The organism is Rivularia sp. PCC 7116, from assembly GCF_000316665.1.
Taxonomy (GTDB): domain Bacteria; phylum Cyanobacteriota; class Cyanobacteriia; order Cyanobacteriales; family Nostocaceae; genus Rivularia.
The window spans coordinates 1,122,906-1,143,243 of record NC_019678.1; the positions used below are offsets into that span (position 1 = coordinate 1,122,906).

Annotated in this window: 16 protein-coding genes; 10 read left to right on the forward strand and 6 right to left on the reverse strand. The window is 35.7% G+C overall.

Annotated elements, in window-relative coordinates:
* Window positions 1-82: 82 nt before the first annotated feature.
* Together RIV7116_RS04310 and RIV7116_RS37515 are read left to right on the forward strand one after the other, a co-directional pair.
* Window positions 83-2,557: a filamentous hemagglutinin N-terminal domain-containing protein gene (locus RIV7116_RS04310; RefSeq protein WP_015117039.1), complete on the forward strand. Its 2,475-nt coding sequence runs from the start codon at window positions 83-85 to the stop codon at window positions 2,555-2,557.
* A gap of 119 nt (window positions 2,558-2,676) precedes the next feature.
* Window positions 2,677-2,778 carry a hypothetical protein gene (locus RIV7116_RS37515; protein ID WP_371261637.1) on the forward strand — a complete coding sequence of 34 codons (102 nt, stop codon included), beginning with the start codon at window positions 2,677-2,679 and terminating at the stop codon, window positions 2,776-2,778.
* Here the strand turns inward: RIV7116_RS37515 and RIV7116_RS04315 are convergent.
* A complete protein-coding gene (locus RIV7116_RS04315) occupies window positions 2,765-3,574 on the reverse strand; it encodes a pentapeptide repeat-containing protein (RefSeq protein WP_015117040.1) in 810 nt (269 codons plus the stop codon). The genes RIV7116_RS37515 and RIV7116_RS04315 overlap by 14 nt on opposite strands.
* Before the next feature lie 391 nt (window positions 3,575-3,965).
* Entirely contained in the window at window positions 3,966-4,439 is a 474-nt protein-coding gene (locus RIV7116_RS04320; protein ID WP_015117041.1) for a hypothetical protein, read from the reverse strand.
* Window positions 4,440-4,879: 440 nt separating this feature from the next.
* Here RIV7116_RS04320 and RIV7116_RS04325 point away from each other — a divergent pair, with 440 nt between their 5' ends.
* On the forward strand, window positions 4,880-5,488 hold the full coding sequence (locus tag RIV7116_RS04325; protein WP_044290751.1) for a triacylglycerol lipase: 609 nt from the start codon (window positions 4,880-4,882) through the stop codon (window positions 5,486-5,488).
* Between the two features lie 82 nt (window positions 5,489-5,570).
* On the opposite strand, the gene RIV7116_RS04330 is transcribed toward RIV7116_RS04325, so the two are convergent.
* Window positions 5,571-6,002 (reverse strand): VOC family protein, encoded by a 432-nt coding sequence (locus RIV7116_RS04330; protein WP_015117043.1) that lies wholly within the window; start codon window positions 6,000-6,002, stop codon window positions 5,571-5,573.
* Between the two features lie 215 nt (window positions 6,003-6,217).
* Here RIV7116_RS04330 and nagZ point away from each other — a divergent pair, with 215 nt between their 5' ends.
* From nagZ to arsS, 3 genes are all read left to right on the forward strand, one after another.
* Window positions 6,218-7,288: a beta-N-acetylhexosaminidase gene (gene nagZ / locus RIV7116_RS04335; RefSeq protein WP_015117044.1), complete on the forward strand. Its 1,071-nt coding sequence runs from the start codon at window positions 6,218-6,220 to the stop codon at window positions 7,286-7,288.
* Window positions 7,289-7,726: 438 nt separating this feature from the next.
* Window positions 7,727-8,695 carry an arsenosugar biosynthesis arsenite methyltransferase ArsM gene (arsM, locus tag RIV7116_RS04340; RefSeq protein ID WP_015117045.1) on the forward strand — a complete coding sequence of 323 codons (969 nt, stop codon included), beginning with the start codon at window positions 7,727-7,729 and terminating at the stop codon, window positions 8,693-8,695.
* 216 nt (window positions 8,696-8,911) lie between these two features.
* Entirely contained in the window at window positions 8,912-9,898 is a 987-nt protein-coding gene (gene arsS / locus RIV7116_RS04345; RefSeq protein WP_015117046.1) for an arsenosugar biosynthesis radical SAM (seleno)protein ArsS, read from the forward strand.
* A gap of 453 nt (window positions 9,899-10,351) precedes the next feature.
* Here the strand turns inward: arsS and RIV7116_RS04350 are convergent, their stop codons facing one another.
* The 3 genes from RIV7116_RS04350 to RIV7116_RS04360 all read right to left on the reverse strand — a co-directional run bounded on the left by RIV7116_RS04350 (window position 10,352) and on the right by RIV7116_RS04360 (window position 13,043).
* On the reverse strand, window positions 10,352-10,822 hold the full coding sequence (locus RIV7116_RS04350) for a lipocalin-like domain-containing protein (protein WP_015117047.1): 471 nt from the start codon (window positions 10,820-10,822) through the stop codon (window positions 10,352-10,354).
* A gap of 49 nt (window positions 10,823-10,871) precedes the next feature.
* A complete protein-coding gene (locus RIV7116_RS33630; protein ID WP_015117048.1) occupies window positions 10,872-11,537 on the reverse strand; it encodes a glycoside hydrolase family protein in 666 nt (221 codons plus the stop codon).
* A gap of 114 nt (window positions 11,538-11,651) precedes the next feature.
* A complete protein-coding gene (locus tag RIV7116_RS04360) occupies window positions 11,652-13,043 on the reverse strand; it encodes a right-handed parallel beta-helix repeat-containing protein (protein ID WP_015117049.1) in 1,392 nt (463 codons plus the stop codon).
* 545 nt (window positions 13,044-13,588) lie between these two features.
* Here RIV7116_RS04360 and RIV7116_RS04365 point away from each other — a divergent pair.
* The 4 genes from RIV7116_RS04365 (at window position 13,589) to RIV7116_RS04380 (ending at window position 20,087) form a co-directional block, all read left to right on the forward strand.
* Window positions 13,589-14,587 (forward strand): zinc-dependent alcohol dehydrogenase family protein, encoded by a 999-nt coding sequence (locus RIV7116_RS04365; RefSeq protein WP_015117050.1) that lies wholly within the window; start codon window positions 13,589-13,591, stop codon window positions 14,585-14,587.
* A 345-nt stretch (window positions 14,588-14,932) separates the two neighbouring features.
* Window positions 14,933-18,085 carry an NACHT domain-containing NTPase gene (locus RIV7116_RS04370; protein WP_015117051.1) on the forward strand — a complete coding sequence of 1,051 codons (3,153 nt, stop codon included), beginning with the start codon at window positions 14,933-14,935 and terminating at the stop codon, window positions 18,083-18,085.
* A 467-nt stretch (window positions 18,086-18,552) separates the two neighbouring features.
* A complete protein-coding gene (locus tag RIV7116_RS04375; protein ID WP_015117052.1) occupies window positions 18,553-19,149 on the forward strand; it encodes a macro domain-containing protein in 597 nt (198 codons plus the stop codon).
* Between the two features lie 338 nt (window positions 19,150-19,487).
* A complete protein-coding gene (locus RIV7116_RS04380; protein WP_015117053.1) occupies window positions 19,488-20,087 on the forward strand; it encodes a PEP-CTERM sorting domain-containing protein in 600 nt (199 codons plus the stop codon).
* Window positions 20,088-20,338 lie beyond the last annotated feature (251 nt).

Consider the following 20,338-nt stretch of genomic DNA (forward strand, 5'->3'; position numbering starts at 1 on the left):
TGCTTTTTATGGGGGGGGGGATAGTATCAGAAAGATAATGGGAACTATAAATCCAGAAGATAACTAAATAAATTTCAACAACATGAAAGGGATTGCGTTTGTATCTGGATTGATAAGTGCTTTACTAACCTTTGGAACTTTACCAGCACCCGCTCAGGTACTATCTGATAACACTACTAATACAACTGTTAACTTAAACGGTAATAATTTTAATATTCTCAACGGTATTCAAAAAGGGAATAATTTATTTCATAGCTTCAAGGAATTTTCTATTCCTAGTGGTGGTGAGGCAATTTTTAAGAATTCTAATAATATTGTAAATATAATTAATCGGGTTACTGGTGGAAATATTTCCAATATTGATGGCTTAATAAAAGCTAATGGTAATGCAAATTTGTTTTTAATTAATCCTGCCGGGATAGTATTCGGTGAAAATGCTTCTTTAGATATTAGTGGTTCATTTTTGGGAAGTACCGCAGAAAGTATTTTGTTTGAGGATGGGTTTGAATTTAGTGCGGTGAATGCTCAAAGTGCACCATTATTAACCCTTAGCGTACCATTGGGATTGCAGATGGGGAGTAATTCCGGCAGTATTACTGTACAAGGAAATGGTCATGCCATCACCGGAGGAGCATTTTTTCCTTTGAATTTAAATGACACAGCTACAGGGTTAAAAGTTAGCCAGGGAGAAACTTTAGGATTAATTGGCAACGCAATTAACTTAATTGGAGGAATTATCAGAGTACCGGGGGGAAATATTCAGTTAAGTAGTATTGAAGAAGGGAGATTAAAGCTTGATAATAGTTCCCCATCTTGGCAATTCGATACCTCACAGGTGCAAAAATTTGCAAACATTAACTTATTAGAAAAATCTCTTGTAGATACCAGTGGAATTATTACAGGTGATATTCAATTACAAGCAAGAAATATTACCCTTAAAGACGCTTCCGCAGTTATTATTCAAAATAATGGTACTCAACCTTCTGGAAATATTACTCTTAATGCTACCGATACAATACTAATTGCCGATGAATTTAGGAATGCACCAGATCGAGTCACGCCTTTCGGCACTATAACAGGTATTGCTTTTTCTCGATTAACTACAGAAACCTTGGGTACAGGCAAAGCAGGGGATATCTTTATTTCTAGTGGTAATTTATTTCTCAAAGATGTAGGTTTAGTTCTTACCCGCACCTATAGTACAGGGGATACTGGTAGTATTGATGTTAATATCGGCGAACTAATTGAAATTGATGGCTTTTCCTCTTTCATTCAAGATGTAGCTAGTAGTATCGCTGTAGCGAATTTTGGCAATGGTGATGCTAAAGAAATTAATATTTCCGCTCAAAATTTCAATGTTTTAAATGGAGCTTTGCTTACTTCAAGTAACTTTAGTAGCGCTCAAGGAGGAGATATTCAGATTAATGTTTCCGAGAGTTTAACCATGAGTGGTTTTAGTCAAACAGACACTAGTTTGATAAGTAGTTTAGCTTTACGCACAGGAAATAGTGGTAATGTCACAATCAATACTTCTAAACTGGAAATATTTGATTTTGCTAATATTGGTACTTCTACTTGGGCAGAAGGCTCTGCTGGTAAATTAACTATCAATGCCTCCGAATCTATAAATATCAGTGGTGTAGGGAGTGCTATAGATTCTAGCGCACCAGTTTTGAATGAAATTTTTCGCCAAACTCTTGGACTTCCTGATTTACCTAGCGGTGACTCAGGAAGTATAGTTGTTAATACCCCTGGCTTAACTGTTACAGATAGTGGAGTAGTATCAGTTGACAATCAAGGTTTGGGTAATAGTGGAAATATAGAGATTAATACCGACCAGATTTTTCTCGATAACAAAGGAAATATCAATGCTTTTAGTGCTTCTGGAAAAGGTGGTAGCGTTAGGTTAAATATTCAAGATTCTTTGCTATTACGCAATACTAGCTCGATTAATACAGAAGCTAAAAGTACAGGCAATGGTGGTAATATCACCATTAATTCTCCCGTAATTGCCGGTTTTGAAAATAGCGATATTATTGCCAATGCTGTTGAAGGAAACGGGGGTAATATCAACATTACAACTCAAGGAATATTCGGTTTAGAATTTCGTAACGAGCTAACTGAAGGAAGCGATATCACTGCAAGTTCCCAACTCGGTGTTAACGGTACGGTAGAGATTAATAATATTAGTATCGATCCTAGTTCTGGCTTAACAGAATTACCCGTAAAATTAGCAGATTCATCGCAGCAAATAGCAGCAGGATGTTCTAGTAATACCGGCAGTACTTTTGTTGCTACAGGAAAAGGTGGAGTACCGCATAATCCAAACCAATCCTTATATTTAAATCGTATTTGGTCGGATATTCGCAATTTATCACAATATCGTCAGCGAAATAGTAATTCTGAAGTTACAACTATTTCAAATAAACTAACAATTGTAGAAGCTACTGGTTTTATGCGTAACAATAAGGGAGAAATTGAACTTGTTGCTTTGCGAAATACTCCTTTAAGAACAAAACAATTATCTGAATGCAGCGGAGCAAATCACAACCTTTAGTGTCGCCCTCATCTCATAAATGATAATATTTATAATTATCTAATAATTAATATATTTGGCTTTAATTTAAGCTTAGTCAATTTTACTTTTTCTAAACTAAATACTGAGGGTCTATATTTATTAATACCAACTACCAATTACCAATTATCAATTACCAATTATCAATTACCAATTACCAATTACCAATTACCAATTACCAATTACCAATTAATCACCAGTAGCAGGCAATTGTTCTAGAGAACTAAATAAAGCAACTTTGAGACGAATATATTTATTAATATGCTTGATAATCGTATTTCTAATCGCTTCCTGAGTGGTATTCTCGCTTCTAGGAATATTCCAATAAAGCATTGCAACAGCATCTTGAATATAAGTTTCTAGTTGTATTAATTCACTAGTATTCAATTTCATAATATTTGAATCTCCAGGATTATTAATATTATCCAAGATATATAAATTAGGATGGGAAAAATACTTACCGTTAGGCATTACCGCATCATGCAAAATAGTGTTTCGCAGTTTGACTGAGGAAATAACCGCTTGATGCAGATTAGCACGAGTAAAATCAGCATTAGTTAAATCTGTTCGTATCAGTTGAGCCTTTACTAAAGAAGCACTTTTCAAATTTGCATCAGTGAAATTTACCTCTGTTAAATTAGCACCAGATAGCTTCGCACCGCTTAAACAAGCACCACTCAAGTTGCTTCCGCTCAAATTTGCATTCATAAGCGTCGCACCCGTTAAATTAGCACCCGTCAAATTAGCACCTTTGAGATTTGCTTCTCTTAAATCGGCTTCCCCTAAGTCAGCTTCACTTAAATTTGCTCTTGCAAATCTAACCTTACAAAGCTTGGCGTTAAATAAATCGATTCTGAATAAATTAGCATCTGCCAAAATCGCAGACTCTAAGTTCACATGAGAAAGCTTTGCATCTACTAAAGATAAAGAAGCCAACTCAGCTTCGCTAAAGTTTCTTAAACCATCCGCGTAGCTTTGCAACAATTCTTTAGCTTTCATTTGATAAGAAAAACCTAATGGTATAATAAGTAAAGATAAACATTAAGAAAATATTAAATTATTTTCTATAAAATAGTCTATAAAAATGCATATTTCTTAATATAAAATGAGTAAGTATATAATAAAATTTAATGTAATTTTACATAATAATCATCTTTAGATAGTTTACTTATTGCATTATTTGCTGTGACATTGAAAAACAATGAGTAAAATCTAATACATGAATTAGCTCAAAACCTACACTCAAGCTAATTTTAAATCCGGAATTGAAAAATCATAAACCTAATTTTTAAAACTCATATTTTGTCTAATTCCAGACAATAGAAAAAACCTGGCTTCAATAAACCAGGTTTTAATTGAATAAAATTAATAAATCTGTCAGAATTGCGATTTATTTAGAAGGAGCTTTAACCTTACTAGCCATATCTAAAAATGAATTCATATTTGCACCAGGGCGACGGCGAACATTATCGTTTTTAGGTATGAGATATTTAGGTGCAAAAAGAGTTTCTTTATCATCTTCTGGGCTAACTGCATCCGATACAGCTTTTTTTGCAGCTTTCTTTTTAGCTTCTTTCTTCTCTACAGGAACAACCTTAGCTTCTACGCCTTTAGCCGTTTGAACCATTTCCACATCCACTTCTTGAACTTTGTCGGATGCTACTTCTTTAACTTCGTTCTCTGCATCTTTCACCTTAACTGTATCTGTCTTTGCTGTAGTAGCTGACGAACGTCCATTATTAGATGCAGGAGCTTCAACCGACTTAGAATTAGCCTTTGCCATTGGCTCGTCAGGCTCATCTTTTAATTCTAAAAAGAAGTTACCATCTTTCTTACCGCTGAAAAGTCCAGAAATAAATTTCATAATCCCCCCAAATTAAGGTTTTGATAAAACTAAACGTGCTTAATCTTCGTCTTTTATACCCGAATTTTGACCAAAAAAATTAATAATTACGCAATGAAAGTAAACAATTATCAAAAATGCTTGTTTACCATTACCCATCTACATTTCAAGAATTGTAGTAGATAGAGATAGCTTGAGTAACAGTTTTAATTAATTCTACTACCTGCAACTGCTAAATGTCTTATAGCTCAAGCGATTGAAGGTAATTGAAACTTCATCTCAATTATTAGATTTTCTTGTAACTTAGAGCAAGACTGTGAAAGATGATTTAACAAAAGTTAACAAATTAGTTGTTAGTGGTTAGTTGTTAGTGTATTTCTTCTTTTCTACTTCCCCATGCCCAGTGCCCAATTCCCCCAATACGCTACATTTAATAGGCTAAAGTTAATTCTATGTATAAAATGACTCAGACCCCTCGACAACGCAATCCGGTATTGTTAGTTCATGGCATTTGGGATACTGGCAAAGTATTTAGGAAAATGATTTCTTTCCTTAACGAAGCTGGTTGGAAAGTTTACGATTTAGATTTAACTCCTAACGACGGTAGGAAAGGATTAGATGAATTAGCTTTACAGGTAGCCGATAAAGTTGAAGCGACTTTCGGGGAAGAACAACCTTTTGATTTGCTTGGTTTTAGTATGGGGGGAATAGTAAGTCGTTATTACGTGCAGCGGTTGGGAGGAATCAACCGGGTACAAAGATTTATTGCACTTTCAGCACCGAGCCACGGTACTTTGACGGGGTATTTTAATCAAGGATTGGGCTGCGTGCAAATGCGTCCTAATAGTAGTTTAATTAGAGATTTAAACAGCGATGCTGACATGCTATCGCAAATTAATTTTACTTCTATTTGGACACCCTACGACATGATGATTGTCCCGGCAGATAGTTCTAAAATGCCAGTAGGAGATAACTTGACGGTACCAGTTTTAGTTCATGCTTGGATGCTTGTTGATAAGAGAAGTTTGAGTGCGATCGCAACAGCATTATCGGCTCCAGTGAACAGTTGACAGTGAACAGTGAACAGTGAACAGTGAATTAATTCTTAACTATTAACTATTAACCACTAAATCCTAACTCCTAACTCTTTACTCAAGCCCTGTCGCCAATCTGAGTAAATTCGGCATTACCAAAAATTGCTTCGGGATAGCGATAATATTTATACTCCATCAAGTTGTAAAATGGGTCTTCTAGAAAAAAGGTACGATGTTCGAGGGGAGTATTTACAAAGCGGTTTTTAGCTGTTTCTCGAAATGGTAAATTTTTTTGTTGGGCTTTTGCTAGTAAATCTTCCCAGTCAGCTTCTTGAGTAAAAACCAAACCGAAATGTCTGGGATAAATACCGCGCTGGGGTGCTAGGGGTTCCTTAGTTACATGAGCGACAAGCTGATGTCCGTAAAGGTTGAGAATTACAGCATTGCGATTTTCCCTTCCGGAGGTGCATCCCAAACCATCGACATAATATGCTTTAGTTTGAGAAATATCGGTGACGGGGAATGCTATGTGAAAGATGACTTTATTCATGGGAATTGGGCATTGGGCATTGGAAATTGGGAAATATATATCCCTATATCAAAATGGTATCAATACAGCTTGCCAAAAAATATTTGTTACTTTAATTTATTTGTAAAATCTCAAAATTGTTTCTTTTTGCTTTTACCAATATCAATATATAGATATAAATTTATTTCTTTTAACAACTATTTACTAACAACTAACAACCAACAACTAACCAACAAATGAACTTCGGAAATCATTTAATTATCGGTGTTTCAGGTACTGAATTAACCGATGAAGATAAAAGAATATTAAGTACAATCAAACCTGTAGGAGTTTGCTTTTTCGCGAAAAATTTCCGCGATGGAGAACCCTATGAAGTTTGGTTGGAAACTTACAAAAAACTCAGCCAAGAAATCAGAGAATATACCGAACGCGAATCGATGTTTATTTCCATCGATCATGAAGGGGGAAGGGTAATTCGTCCACCTTTGCCAATTACGCGATTTCCTTATAGTTATGTTTGTCGCAAACGAGCGCGGGCAGTCGCGAAGGCGATGGCAACCGAACTCAAATCCTTGGGTATCAACGTATCTTGGGCACCAGTGGCAGATATATTTTCCAACCCCAGCAATCCCATCATCGGACCTCGTTCCTTCGATACAACACCAGAAGCAGCCGCCGAATATGCCCGCGAATATTTTATCGGACTCAAAGAATCGGGAATTATAGCCTGTGCCAAACATTTCCCCGGACACGGAGATACCAACACCGATTCTCACTTAGCATTGCCGGTACTCAATTTAACTAAGGAAGCTATAGAAAAACGAGAATTAATACCTTTCAAAACTTTGATTGCCGAAAAAATTCCCTTAATTATGACAGCTCATATCCTCTTCCCAGAAATCGGAGGGGATAAACCAGCAACATTTTCTCAATCAATTTTGAATCAGATATTGAGAAAAGAACTTGGTTTTGAAGGAGTTGTGGTATCGGATGACTTAGATATGAAAGCCGTTGCGGATATGTATGACAAAAGCGGTACCGTCGCAAATACATTAAATGCAGGCTGCGATATATTTTTGATGTGCGGTAATTTGCCATCGTCATCCACCGAACGAATCGAATTTATTGCTGAAGATTTTTTCAAGTCGTTAGCAAACGGTAGCCTTGATGAATCAGTGGTAGCAGCAGCTAATAGCAGAATTGAGAAACTTTTGAGCGATACACCGCAGTATACAGTGGAAATGCTCGATAAAAGCGTTTTATTGCAACATGCAGAACTGGCGATCGCCTGTAGTTTTGATAATTAAAGCTACGCTAATCGTGCGTTTGATTAAATATGATGCGTAGCTAAAAAAATTATTCCATGTAGGGTGCTGTGACGGCTAAAATAATTTATCTTAATTAATAAATAATTATCATAATGCCGTCACGCACCGATAAATTGATGTTTTATCGATTTTAATCTTTTTCCAATGCCCCATGCCCAATTCCCCATTTCCTAAAATTTACCATTATCCCAGCATCTTCTCAGCAAAAACTAATCTAAGGAAGAAGGAAAAGTATTTAAATAAATTTATAAAACATTAAATCTGCTACCAGATTTTTGTCAGCCTTGTAGAATCAACGGTGGGGTGGGTTTTTACCTACCACCGCTTTTTTCAATTCAGAGGTTTTTATTTAGCCTTTGTCTAACGGAAATTATTGATATTACTATCTATACAGCGAAATCTAAAATTTTCAATCGAATGACCTATTTAGAAACAGCAGCCCAATTTTATAGTGAAGTAGCGCAAACCCCCGAAGTGGGATTATGTTGCGTGCAGAGTACCCCCATGCAGCTACCGGGGTTGCATATTCCTTTGAAAATGCAGGAAATGAACTACGGTTGCGGTACTACTGTTCATGCGAACGAACTTAGTAATGAACCTACAGTATTGTATGTAGGCGTTGGTGGTGGTTTAGAAGCTCTACAATTTGCTTATTTCTCCCGTCGTGCTGGTGCAGTAATTGCCGTCGATCCAGTTGCAGATATGCGCGAAGCTGCCAAGCAGAATTTAGAAGTTGCAGCCAAAGATAATCCTTGGTTCGATACTAGCTTCGTCGAAGTTCGCGAAGGTGATGCTTTTAATATACCAGTTGCTGATAGTTCGGTTGATATTGTTGCTCAAAACTGTCTTTTTAATATTTTTGAACCTGAAGATTTAACTCGTGCTTTAAAAGAAGCATATCGCGTATTAAAACCGGGCGGACGCTTGCAAATGAGCGACCCAATTGCAACTCGTTCAATACCAGAACATTTGAAAAAAGATGAAAGATTGAGAGCAATGTGTTTATCTGGAGCGTTAACTTATGAAGACTACGTTCAACGCATTATTAATGTTGGTTTTGGACAAGTTGAAATTCGCGCTCGTCGTCCTTATCGTTTGCTAGAAGCTTCTACTTATAACTTAGAAGAAAACCTACTTTTAGAAAGTCTTGACTCTGTAGCTTTTAAAGTACCAATCCCAGAAGATGGAGCTTGTGTTTTCACCGGGAAAACAGCTATTTATGCCGGTTCAGAGCCATTCTTTGATGACAACAACGGTCACATTTTACAACGAGGAATTCCAGCCGCTGTATGCGATAAAACTGCTATAAATTTAGCCGCTGCACTTCCAGAAAAAGTGATAGTCACCGATTCCACTTGGTATTATGACGGCGGCGGATGCTGTTAACAGTGAACAGTGAACAGTGAGCAGTTAGGAGTTAGGAGTTAAGAGTTAGGAATTATAAAAGCATTTGTAGTGGGAGCATCTTGCTCCCTTGTTGTTTTTCATATATTAAAATCCCCAATTTCCAATCCCTAATGACCAATTTCCCATGCCCAATTCCCAATGCCCTATTACCAATTACCAATTACCCATTACCAATTACCCATTACCAAATAATTTATGATTCAAACTACAGTAACACCGTTCAATCGTAAACTTAATTCGACTTTAACTAAAAAGGAAATCAATGTTTTACAAATTAATTTAGGTAAGCGTTGTAATCTTGCTTGCAGTCACTGTCATGTTGATGCGGGACCAAAAAGAACTGAAGAATTATCTCCAGAAATTTGCGAGCAGTTGATAGAAGTAATTAATAGATTTGGAGAAATTAAAATTGTAGATTTAACAGGTGGCGCGCCGGAGATGAATTACGGTTTCAAGCCATTAGTTGAAGCTGCAAGGAATAATAGCAAACAGGTAATTGTTCGCTCTAATCTAACAATTTATTTTGAAGATGGATTTGGCGATATCCCCGAATATTTTGCCAAACATAAAGTCAGAGTTGTTGCTTCACTGCCTTGTTACCTTGCCGATAATGTTGATAAAATGCGCGGTGATGGTGTATTCAATGCTTCGGTGAAAGCGCTGCAATGGTTAAATAAATTAGGCTACGCTAATAAATCGGATTTAATTTTAGATTTGGTTTACAATCCACAATTACCTACAAATGAAAAATTTGCTTTAACTCCCAACCAAGTAAAATTAGAACAAGATTACAAAAAGTTCTTACAAGACAACTTTGGTATTGTATTTAATAACTTATTTGCCATCACGAATTTACCAGTTGGTAGAACTAAGTTTCATTTGGAAAGAACCAAATTATATAAGCCTTACCTCCAGTTTTTGGAATCAAATTTTAACCCCGTCACCGTAGAAAACTTAATGTGTCGGGATGAATTGTCTATTGATTATCTCGGTAACGTTTACGATTGCGACTTCAACCAGATGATGAATATACCAGCTAAAACTCGCGATGGTGAAGACATCACAGTAGGGAAATTGCTCAAAGCTGGTAATTTGAATTTAATTAATGAAGTTCAGACTGCTAGCTATTGTTACGGCTGTACTGCTGGTAGCGGATCGAGTTGTGGTGGTGCTTTGTTGTGAATGGGTAACAAGCATATAAAACCTAAACAAAATCACTCCGTTACCAAAAATGTTACCAGCTAACTATTAATGTTCGCAAATTATACAATAGCAATTAAATAAGCAAGTCTCCTTACACCATATTAACAAAACCGTGGACCTCCCTGAAATATCCCACGGTTTCTTTTTTATAGAAGTTTTTAGTTTAATAAATACATCCCTCTCCCTTAATAAGGAAAGGTTTATGTGAGGTATTTTACTCAAATTAAAAGCCGTATATATACAACCAGCTAATATAACAATGTATAATTTAATATTTAAAAATAAATAGTTATCTAATAAAAAGTATTGTTTCAAAAATTGATACAGAAGCAATTATCTAGCAAGTTGCTGGTTATAATGATATCAAAGTTAAGCTCCTCACATTACATTCCCGAACCGTGAAACTTCATGTTTTGCGGTTTTTTCTCCTTTTTACGCTGATTCTACCCGTTCCCAGGTCAATTCAAAGATTTTTGGGATATTATCGCTTTTACTAGGTGGAGTTTTCAAAGTTACTCGATTTTGATTTAATGTAAAAGTCCTAGTCAGAGCTTTTCCGACACGATTAGGAATTGATGCAATTTCTACGTGATGAATAACTTTATTGTCATCAATAGTATAGCTGCCAGCATAGGAATTAAACGTAGAAAAAGCTTCGGCTCGTTCTTCGATTGGTACCGAATGTATGGCGGCAGTTAGGGGTGAAGCCGAATTACCGCTTAAGGGTGCGCGATCGCTCTTTGAGAAAAGCACCATCATTTTACCTTCTATTGTGTAAGTAATGTAGCCAATCGGGTTACTTCCAAATGCTTCGCTATCAACTTTTCCGTCGGGGAATATGGCTGTAATCGATATTAATTTCCAGGTTCCAAGTAGCGGGTTGTTTTGAGAAAAAATCGGCATTCTTAAATAATTGGTAATTGGTAATTAGTAATTGGTAATTGATTATATATTAATTTTTACTTTGAAATAAATTTCCTTCATCCCGACGACGATTAATTAAACCCGGTAATTTTTTACCACTACCATGAACCCAACGATTTAATTCGCTCGGTACGGAATTATAATCTTGATTATTTAATTTAGCTAACAATGTAGAAGATGCAAATTGCGTTTCTCCGATATTAAAAACAAAACTTACGAGTGCATCAAATTGATTTTGATTCAGCGGTACTTTGACTAGTTTCTTAACGGTTTTTTCTGCTTGTTTAACATCATCTCGTAAAATCTCCATTGCTCTTTCTTTGGTAATTCCACGTTTAAACTCTTCCGATTCGGAGCCATCTATTGGACCGTGATGTACTAAATGCCCGACACCAATTGTTGCATGATTAGCTGGGTCATTATATAAATGTAAAATCATTCCTTCATGGTCTGCGATAAACTTTAAACCATTATCGCTAATTTTTTGATTGTGATTGTTACTAGCTTTAATATGATTTTCTGATGGCAAATAAACAACTTGACCGATTTGTAAACGTCGCGCTTCATTTTCGGTAAAACATTCTCCCGTATCTTTAGTTATTTCTTGCCAACGGTTAGCGGTGCCTAAATACCGTTGTGCAATTTCACTGAGAGTATCGCCAGATTTGATAGTGTAAGAAGTACGATTGTTCATGAGAATATTATATACAAGTTGTGACAATTAAATATTACAAGAAACCCGGTCTTTTTAGAAAACCGGGTTGATTAATTATCAAGCTTTGCTATTTACTAAAATAATCAATAGCAATTAAACAAAACTGATAGTATTGTTATTCCCATTATCAACAATATTATCAGCAGTCAGATTTGTACCGGCGAGTATTTCCAGGATATTGTTATCACCACCGATTACGATAGCTCCGCTTTGATTATTCTCAAAAGTACTACTTCCAATAGTAATAGAGTTCTCGTTACCAGCAATATCTAATCCCCATTCACCGTTATCGTAAATCTCTACATTAGAAAGACTAACAGTATTTTGGTTACCAAGAATTTCAATACCGTCTTCAGCATTACGAAGAATTTCCGAATCGTTAATAGTTAGATTATTATTCTCTCCGGTGTAATCGAATGAAAAGCCACTAGAGCCGTTATCTAACAAAAAGCTATCTTTGATAGTAATCGTATTAGCATCGCCGTCAACTTCAAAACCTTGTTCTTTGTTGTCAAAAGATTGGACATCTTCCCAAGTAACAGTGTTGTTACGTCCAAAAATATCAAATCCATCGTCACCATTGTTGCGGAATCCACTTTCAATAACTTCTACAGTATTACCAGTACCTCGAAAGTCGATATCAAAACCATCTTCCTTGTTTCCGCCGAAAACGCTTCTATCTTGAATAGTAACTTTATTGTTACGTCCATCAATCTCGAAACCCTCTTCAGCGTTGCCATCAGAAGATACATTCTTCAAAGTAATTGTATTATCGGAACCTTCTATGTCAAAACCATCATCACCGTTATTACGAAACGTGGTTGCATTTAGAGTAATTTCGTTACCAGAAGCAGTAATATCATCGCTGAAACCATCTCCACCGTTATTAGAAAAGTTATTGTTGCTGCCGGTAATTTTATTTTTACTTCCATCAATCTCTAAACCATCCTCAACATTACCAGTTGAAGAGGCTCTATCTAAAGTAAAAGTATTGTCATTACCAAAGATATCAATCCCATCATCCTTGTTGTCAAAAAACGCCGAATCTTGGATATCTATATTGTTTCCTACACCCGTGCGAGGAATATTTAAACCATCTCGGTTTGCTTCAAATTCACTAGTGTCGATTTTGATATTGTTGTTGTTACCATCAAGCTCTAAACCAGATTCTTCATTGAAACTGGCTTCCACTCGAAATAAATCTACAGTATTCTTTTCCCCAAAAACATCTATACCGTCATCACCATTGAGGTTAAAAGTAGAATTTTTCGCTGAAACAGAAGCATTGCTCACATCACCGTTAATATCAAAGCCATCATCTCCATTTTTGGTAGCTTCAACCTGTTCAAGCTCAACACTTACACCATCCTCTTGAACTGCAATACCATCTTCCTTAAAGTTGCTGAAAGTTTCGCCATTCAAATTAGTATCTGAGGTAATTTCTAATCCGTTTCCTGAATTCATGTCATTTGTAGCTGTAGCCATGATATTGATTCTTCCTGGAAATTAAAGATTGTACTAACAGGAACTAAATAAAAATTGTCGCTCAAAAATTGCAGCAAGTATTCAGCTACTAATTTCTCGATTCACCGATATGCTTGCCGATTAAAAAAGAAAAGTTACTTAGGAAATGTGGATAAAATGTAGCCTATTTATACAAAAAATAACCGAAAAACGTGCTAAAACACTATCAAAGGTAATCTCAACACCATTCCTTGTAGTTTCAGGCTTAAATTGACATAACCTGTAAGTTAAGAATTTTTACTTAGCTCAAGTTAATTCAATAGTGACAACTAAAAATTATCTTTTCTTTATTTGCAAATTAAAACTTAGTTGTTATAAAGTTAACAAAAAGATAATCATACCTACGGAAGGGAAGCGTATATCTATAGGTATATATCTTTGTGCATCGGAATTATTTAACATATAAGTATTAAAAACCCTGCATCCCTTCGCATTGAAAAAAAACTTTCCTATAGTGCTTCTAAAAATGTAGATTTATTGTACTGTAGGCTTTAAAAATAAGAAATATGAAAGCAGTATTGATGACAGCACCCGGAAGCCCGGAAGTATTACAACTGCGGGAAATTGCAAACCCGCTTCCTCCTCAAAACACAGAACTTTTGGTACGTTTAAAAGCTGCTGGTGTTAACCCCATCGATACTAAACTTCGCAAACGCGGTACTTTCTACCCAGATAAAATGCCTGCAATATTGGGATGCGATGGTGCCGGTATAGTAGAAGCCGTAGGAAGTAAAGTTAAACGGTTTCAAGTAGGTGATGAAGTATATTTTTGTAGCGGGGGGATTGGCGATCGCCAAGGTAATTACGCAGAGTTTACAATTGTAGAAGAACGTTTCGTAGCTGCAAAACCAAAATCTGTATCCTTTATAGAAGCCGCTGCCGCACCTTTAGTATTAATAACAGCCTGGGAAGCATTATACGAACGCGGACGTTTAGAACCCGGTGAAAAAGTATTAATTCATGCCGGTGCTGGTGGTGTCGGGCATGTAGCAATTCAACTAGCTAAACTCAAGGGTGCCGATGTTTGTACAACGGTAAGTTCTCAGGAAAAAGCCGATTTTGTCAAGAATCTGGGGGCTGATTATGCAATTAATTACAAAGAAAATGATTTTGCCAAAGCCGTTTTAGATTGGACAAATGGGGAAGGCGTTGATTTAGCATTCGATACCGTTGGTGGAGAGACATTTGAGAAAACATTCCCAGCCATACGGTTTTACGGGGATATTGTGACAATATTGCAACCAAGCGAGCAAACTAATTGGAAAGTAGCCAGACAAAGGAATTTGAGAATTGGTTTGGAATTGATGTTAACGCCAATGTTGCAAGGAATTGTAGAAGCGCAAGCCCATCATGGCGAGATATTAGCAGAATGTGCGAAGTGGATGGATGAAGGAAAATTGAAAATTTGCGTTAATCGGACTTTTGGTTTAGAAGAAGTTGGGAAAGCTCACGAGTTGTTGGAAGCGGGTTCGATGATTGGGAAATTGGTGGTTGGTATTGGGTAATTGGGAATGGGGCATGCTACAAAACGGTTTCTAAGAACCAAGGGTGTGAGGTCTACCACACTCTTAATATACAAGGGTGTGTTACGGCAACGAAATGGTTGCGGGGAAACAGATATCTAAGTTAATGCCGTAACGCACCATCTTGTATTTCAAAGCTTAAGCATTAATTTTTTTAATTACTCCTTGTAGTTATATTGTTAACTCAGTATTGTATAAATATCTTGATTTAAGTGTACAGTTCTAATTGTTATAGAGATAACACTTTGGTTCTAATACCTTGACTAAAGATGTGATACTATCATGCAACGCTAATTACACTAATCTGTTACAGAAAAAGTATTGAAAATGGGTTTTCAAAGTAGATATACACCTCATTTCTCCTTTTATATATTTCTAGCGATCGCTGCTGCTGTAGTTCTAACCTCTTTCACAATCAATACTGTATTAGAAACGATTATTCTTGCTGTTTTCATAATTGTAATCATTGTATTAACTAAGACAGCGTGGGAACCTGCACATCGAGGAGGAACTAATGTACGCTTACGTTCTCTTCAAATTGCTAGTGGTGTTGTAGTAGTATCACAACCTTGGTGGAAACCCATTTTAAATTTGCTTTCTAAACCTTTTTTAAACAAGCTACCTGCCCCCATAAACTCACCCGAATCTCCATCAATTGCTGTTTTACTCTTCATAGCTTTCGTAATTTTTATTGTTAATCATTACACGCAAGATAAAACAGCAATGGGCAAGCATCCAACGCCCATAGAGAAGGAGTTTCCAGAAAAAAGTTACCAAGATAGACTAAAAGCATTTTGCAACTATTTTGCCGATGACATTAGGAAAATAGACCGAGAAAATAGATGGAATCCAGATGCTTATATTCCTCTTGATGCTGAAGTAGAAGTACAGTCTGGTACTAAGAGGTTAAGAAAAGTTACCGACTTACTTAATGCAATTCGCTCTGATAAGAAAAGCCGAGTTTTTCTAGTTTTAGGCGATCCAGGTTCTGGTAAAAGTGTAGCTCTTAGAAAACTATGTCTGGAACTATTTCTTGAAAGTGAAAAAACAGGAAAACTCCCTTTATATATAAATCTTAAAGAGTGGAAACCCCAAAGACTTTGGACGGAAGAAAACCCTCCTACAGTAGAAGAATTACAACAGTTTGTATTTGATAACTTAATTGGCAGAGGAGATTACTACACCAATGAGTTTATGCGAGCCACTTTTGATAAAATGCTATTGCATGGCAGATTTTTTATTATTCTTGATTCATTCGATGAAATCCCTACAGTATTAGACGAGCAAGAAAATTCTTGGTTGATTGATAAACTTTCAGATATAAGTCATAGATTTCTTTGTGGAGCGACTGAATCTAGGGGGTTACTTGCTTCAAGAGTCTTTAGAAAACCGACAAGTAAATTTGATGCAAAAACGACACTTGAAATTCGTCCCTTGACTGAAGAAAAAATTATTAATCTTTTGAAAAAATCACTTTCATATAATGACATCTTAGTAAAACGTATCTTTAAGGATAGACAAGAATTTGTACCTATTGCAAGGAATCCTTTTACAGCAACTTTGATTTCAAGCTATGCTCAGGCTCATGATAATAGCCTTCCTCAAAACCAAGCAGAGCTTTATGCAAGTTACATCGATCGCAATCTTCAGGCATCGATGGACAAAATAAAAAAAAATGAACTGACAAAGGAAGAAGTTATTCAGTGTGCGACTGATATCTCAGATGTGATGCTCACTGATAAAAAATTAGGACTTGAAGCATCAATTTCAGAACTAAATGCAAGATTGCCTAACTATTCAGTAGAGAAGGTAATTGATGTTTTGAAATATGCAAGATTGGGAAGATTAGGTTCAGGAGATGAACAACAGTTCAGTTTTGTTCACAGAAGATTCAATGAGTATTTTGTAGTAAAAAGATTGCTTGAGAAACCCCAAAGAGTTCCGAAGGATGCTATTCCAAGTGATTCGCGATGGCGGGATGCCCTTGTTTTATATTGTGAAGTAGCACAAGAAGATGAAGTAAAACAAATTGCTAACTTTTGTTGGGCAGAAATTAATCAAATAATTAAAGATGGCTTGGATATGAGAGATCCTCGATTTCTTCGTATGATTCATTGTTTGCGTTTCATTAAGGAAGCTTTTAGAGCAAGAGTTAGCTGTATAGAAGATTTTCGAGGAGATTTAGCAGTTTTTATTCATCAAATTCTTGAGAATGACAATCAAAATATTCTCTTGCAGAAAATTGTAGTTGATGCAGTAGGTGTTTTACGAGACGAAGATATTGACACAGCAATTATTCAAGCAATAAGTATAGGCGATCCTTGGATTAATGAGACAGCTTTAAGATCCTGCCGTCATTTACCAAAAATTAGTCATGACTTGAAGTATGCAATTATAAATTATATTAATAGTTTTGATCTTCTAAAGCTTTTTCGTAAAAAAGATGACTTATTATTTTCCTTAAGTCTTTCCGATGGTTTTACTGAAGTCAATAAATTTTTAAGATGGCGAGTCAGAGATATTTATACTTTTACCGTAGGATTTGCTATCTGCTGGGCACTCAATATAATTCTCATGCCTATAATAACAGCTTGTTTGTACCTAACAATAGTTGGGTTCAAAAATATCTTATCTGAGTTTTCTTCTTTCCGACGCTTTATTTCATCTATTTTTGAACATAGAGATGTTATTCCTCATATCATATTTAACAAGCTGTATTCCTTACAACCTCGAATGATATTAGGTATTGCAGCCTTATTTGCTTGGTCATTTATAATTGAAAGCAGCCCTAATTTATATCCTAATGATGTATGGGGTTATCTCAGAAATTTTTCTTATATTAGCTTACCGCTCTTATTTCCTATTTATTATATTCCTTTCTATCTTATTCCTTTCATAAAGGAAAATTTGATGCCTTCAATAGAGGAAAGCAGCAAGTTGCTATTTTCATTACATTTTTTAAAAACTATATCGATAGGGCTTTTGAAATTTTTATTCACACTCTTATTATTTATTTTTAGCGTCTCAATTTTGTTTTTCATCTTATTCTTTATTTTATTATTGCCATTAGCAATTATTAATTATTTATTTATCTTGTTTAATAACTTTCTACTTAGCTATTCTCCGGATTTGAGAAACCTGCTAAAATCTTTGTTTTTGATGTTGCCATATCTGTTAACAATTTTATTTGCAGTAATTATACCTTCATTATTTGGCATATTTATTATTCGTCAATATGTTCATGACTGGCAGAATATAAAAAAGCAAATTAAGATTGTTTCTATAAATAGAGAAAATATTGAGAAACAACTTAAAGTCTTCAAAACTAGTTGGGGACGAATGGAGTATGTTAAATTTTTACAGCATGAAAATATTAAACCAATTGGTAACTGGTCAACTAGTAATTTACCAAATTACAAAGATCCAGCAAGTAGCTTATTAGCAAGACTTGAAGAGAAGTGGTTAGGTTTAGATAGGTAAGGTTATTAACGAAGCTAATAATACCTCAAAATCTTGTAATTGTCTCATGTTTCTTTAATTAACAGGACTTAAACAATTGTCATAATACTTGGGTGGTGCGTGACACCATAAACCGAATTATTATGTTAAAAATCATTGTGTACAGCACCCTGCAAGAAAATATGCCAGTTGAGTAAGTCCTAATCAAGTCTACATTCATGGAAATTCCTGAATAAATACCTCAGTCTTATCCATCTGACATCTTGCAGCAATGTCAGAAACCCGGTTTCTTTGCGATTTTATAACGAGATAATCGTGCTTTCACGACAAGAAACCGGGTTTCTTTGAACTTTTTGAGAATGGTGCAAGATTTGAGATCCATAAGACTTCTGCTATTATCCCAGGGTTTGCAACCCTGGGCGGGTAATACTTGTAACCAAAAACTTAAAAATTTCTACTACAATAGTATTCAAGCGGAGAAATAAAACTTGAGACTAATTCTAGTAGCGCCCGATTCATTATTAACAACAGCTTTTCAACGACATTTCAATTATTTTCCTAACATCGAAATCGTTAACAACTACTTTGAGTGGTTGCCAACTTTCGATTGTTTAGTTAGCCCTGCGAATTCTTTTGGGATGATGGATGGTGGTATGGATGCTGCCATTATCAAGTTTTTCGGTGATTCGTTGATGGATAGGGTACAGCAACGCATCCTTGAAGATTATTTAGGAGAACAACCTGTAGGAACATCAATGATTGTGGAAACGGGTAATTCTAAACATCCTTTTCTCGCACATACACCTACCATGCGAGTTCCCATGTCTATCGTAGGCACAGATATTCCTTATGTAGCGATGTGGGCTATGCTTTTAGCCGTGCGCCGTCATAATCAATTTTCTCAACATCAAATTAATACTGTAGCTTGCCCCGGTTTGGGTACCGGAATTGGTAGAGTTGATTATCATGAAGCAGCCAGACAAATGGCTTTAGCTTACGATAATTTTCTTTATCCACCCAAGCATCTTAATTGTTTTGTTGCAGCTTCCAGACAGCTTTTGATTTGGGAAGGTGGAAATTATTAGGAATCAGTTAAACTACCTAAAAATATTTGAAGATATACCAAGATTAATCTAAAGAAATGTTTAGCCATTTCCTTAGTACTTAGATAATTGCAATTACCTTAGCCTAAAATCACATAATTTATACTTAATATTACGTATCTATAAAAAAAGCAGCAATAAATGCTACTAGAGAAAAGTTTTTTCACTAGTTTCTATTACGACTCTAATACTAAGTAAAACAATTATGTTTAAGCCTTGATAAAGATATCAATTTACATCTTGTCCCTCAGTAAATACTCGGTTATTACTATAATATAGGGAACAGAGATTCACTAAATCCAGTTTAAAGAGAAATAGATATGAATTTTTTTAACAAGATTGCTACAACCGTTGCTAGTGTTGCTGTTTTAGCTGCTGTAATGCCAACTAATTCTGCTCGGGCGGCAAGGGTTACCCTTGGTTTTGATGAATTTAACAACTTTGAAATTATCTCTGGTGATACTTTTAGCGATTTAGGTGTTGTTTTTGATAATTCTTTACAGATCTTTAATGCTTCTGTAGGCACACTGCCTCAATCTGAAGCAAACACAGCAGCAAATCTAACTCCCATTGCAGGAGATATTAAGGGGTTTTTCATAGAAGCAGTTGACTTTATTTCAGTCTTTGCAGGTGATGCTACTCCTGATGTTGATACAGTGACTCTTCTAGGTTTCGATCAGTTTAATAATCTTGTTGCTTCTGACACTTTTACAGATTCATCATCACAGACTTTATCGATATCCGGTACTGATATCACTCGATTTGAAATTAACAGTGGTGACTTTTTTGCTATTGATGACTTTACATTCAATACAGCAGGTACTATACCAGCAGCAGTTCCCGAGCCTTCAGTCATACTTGGCTCATTAGCTGCCATTGGTATTGGTGCTGCTAGTAAAAGAAAGAAAAAGGCTAGCTAAGATTGATATAATTGTCGTAATAAAATATTTTTGTACGCTCAAAAATAATATCAATCTTCAAAAGTCGCCTAATTAATTGTCAATAATTACTATTATTATTCCTCTCATTCAATCCAGGATGAGGGGATTGTTTTGTTTGTTGTGACAACTTTACCGATATTTTTGCCTACCTACTTTTGGATAAATATTCAATGATGCGTTACGGCAATATAATTGATAACCTTTTATTCAAGGTAATTTTAAGCTATCAC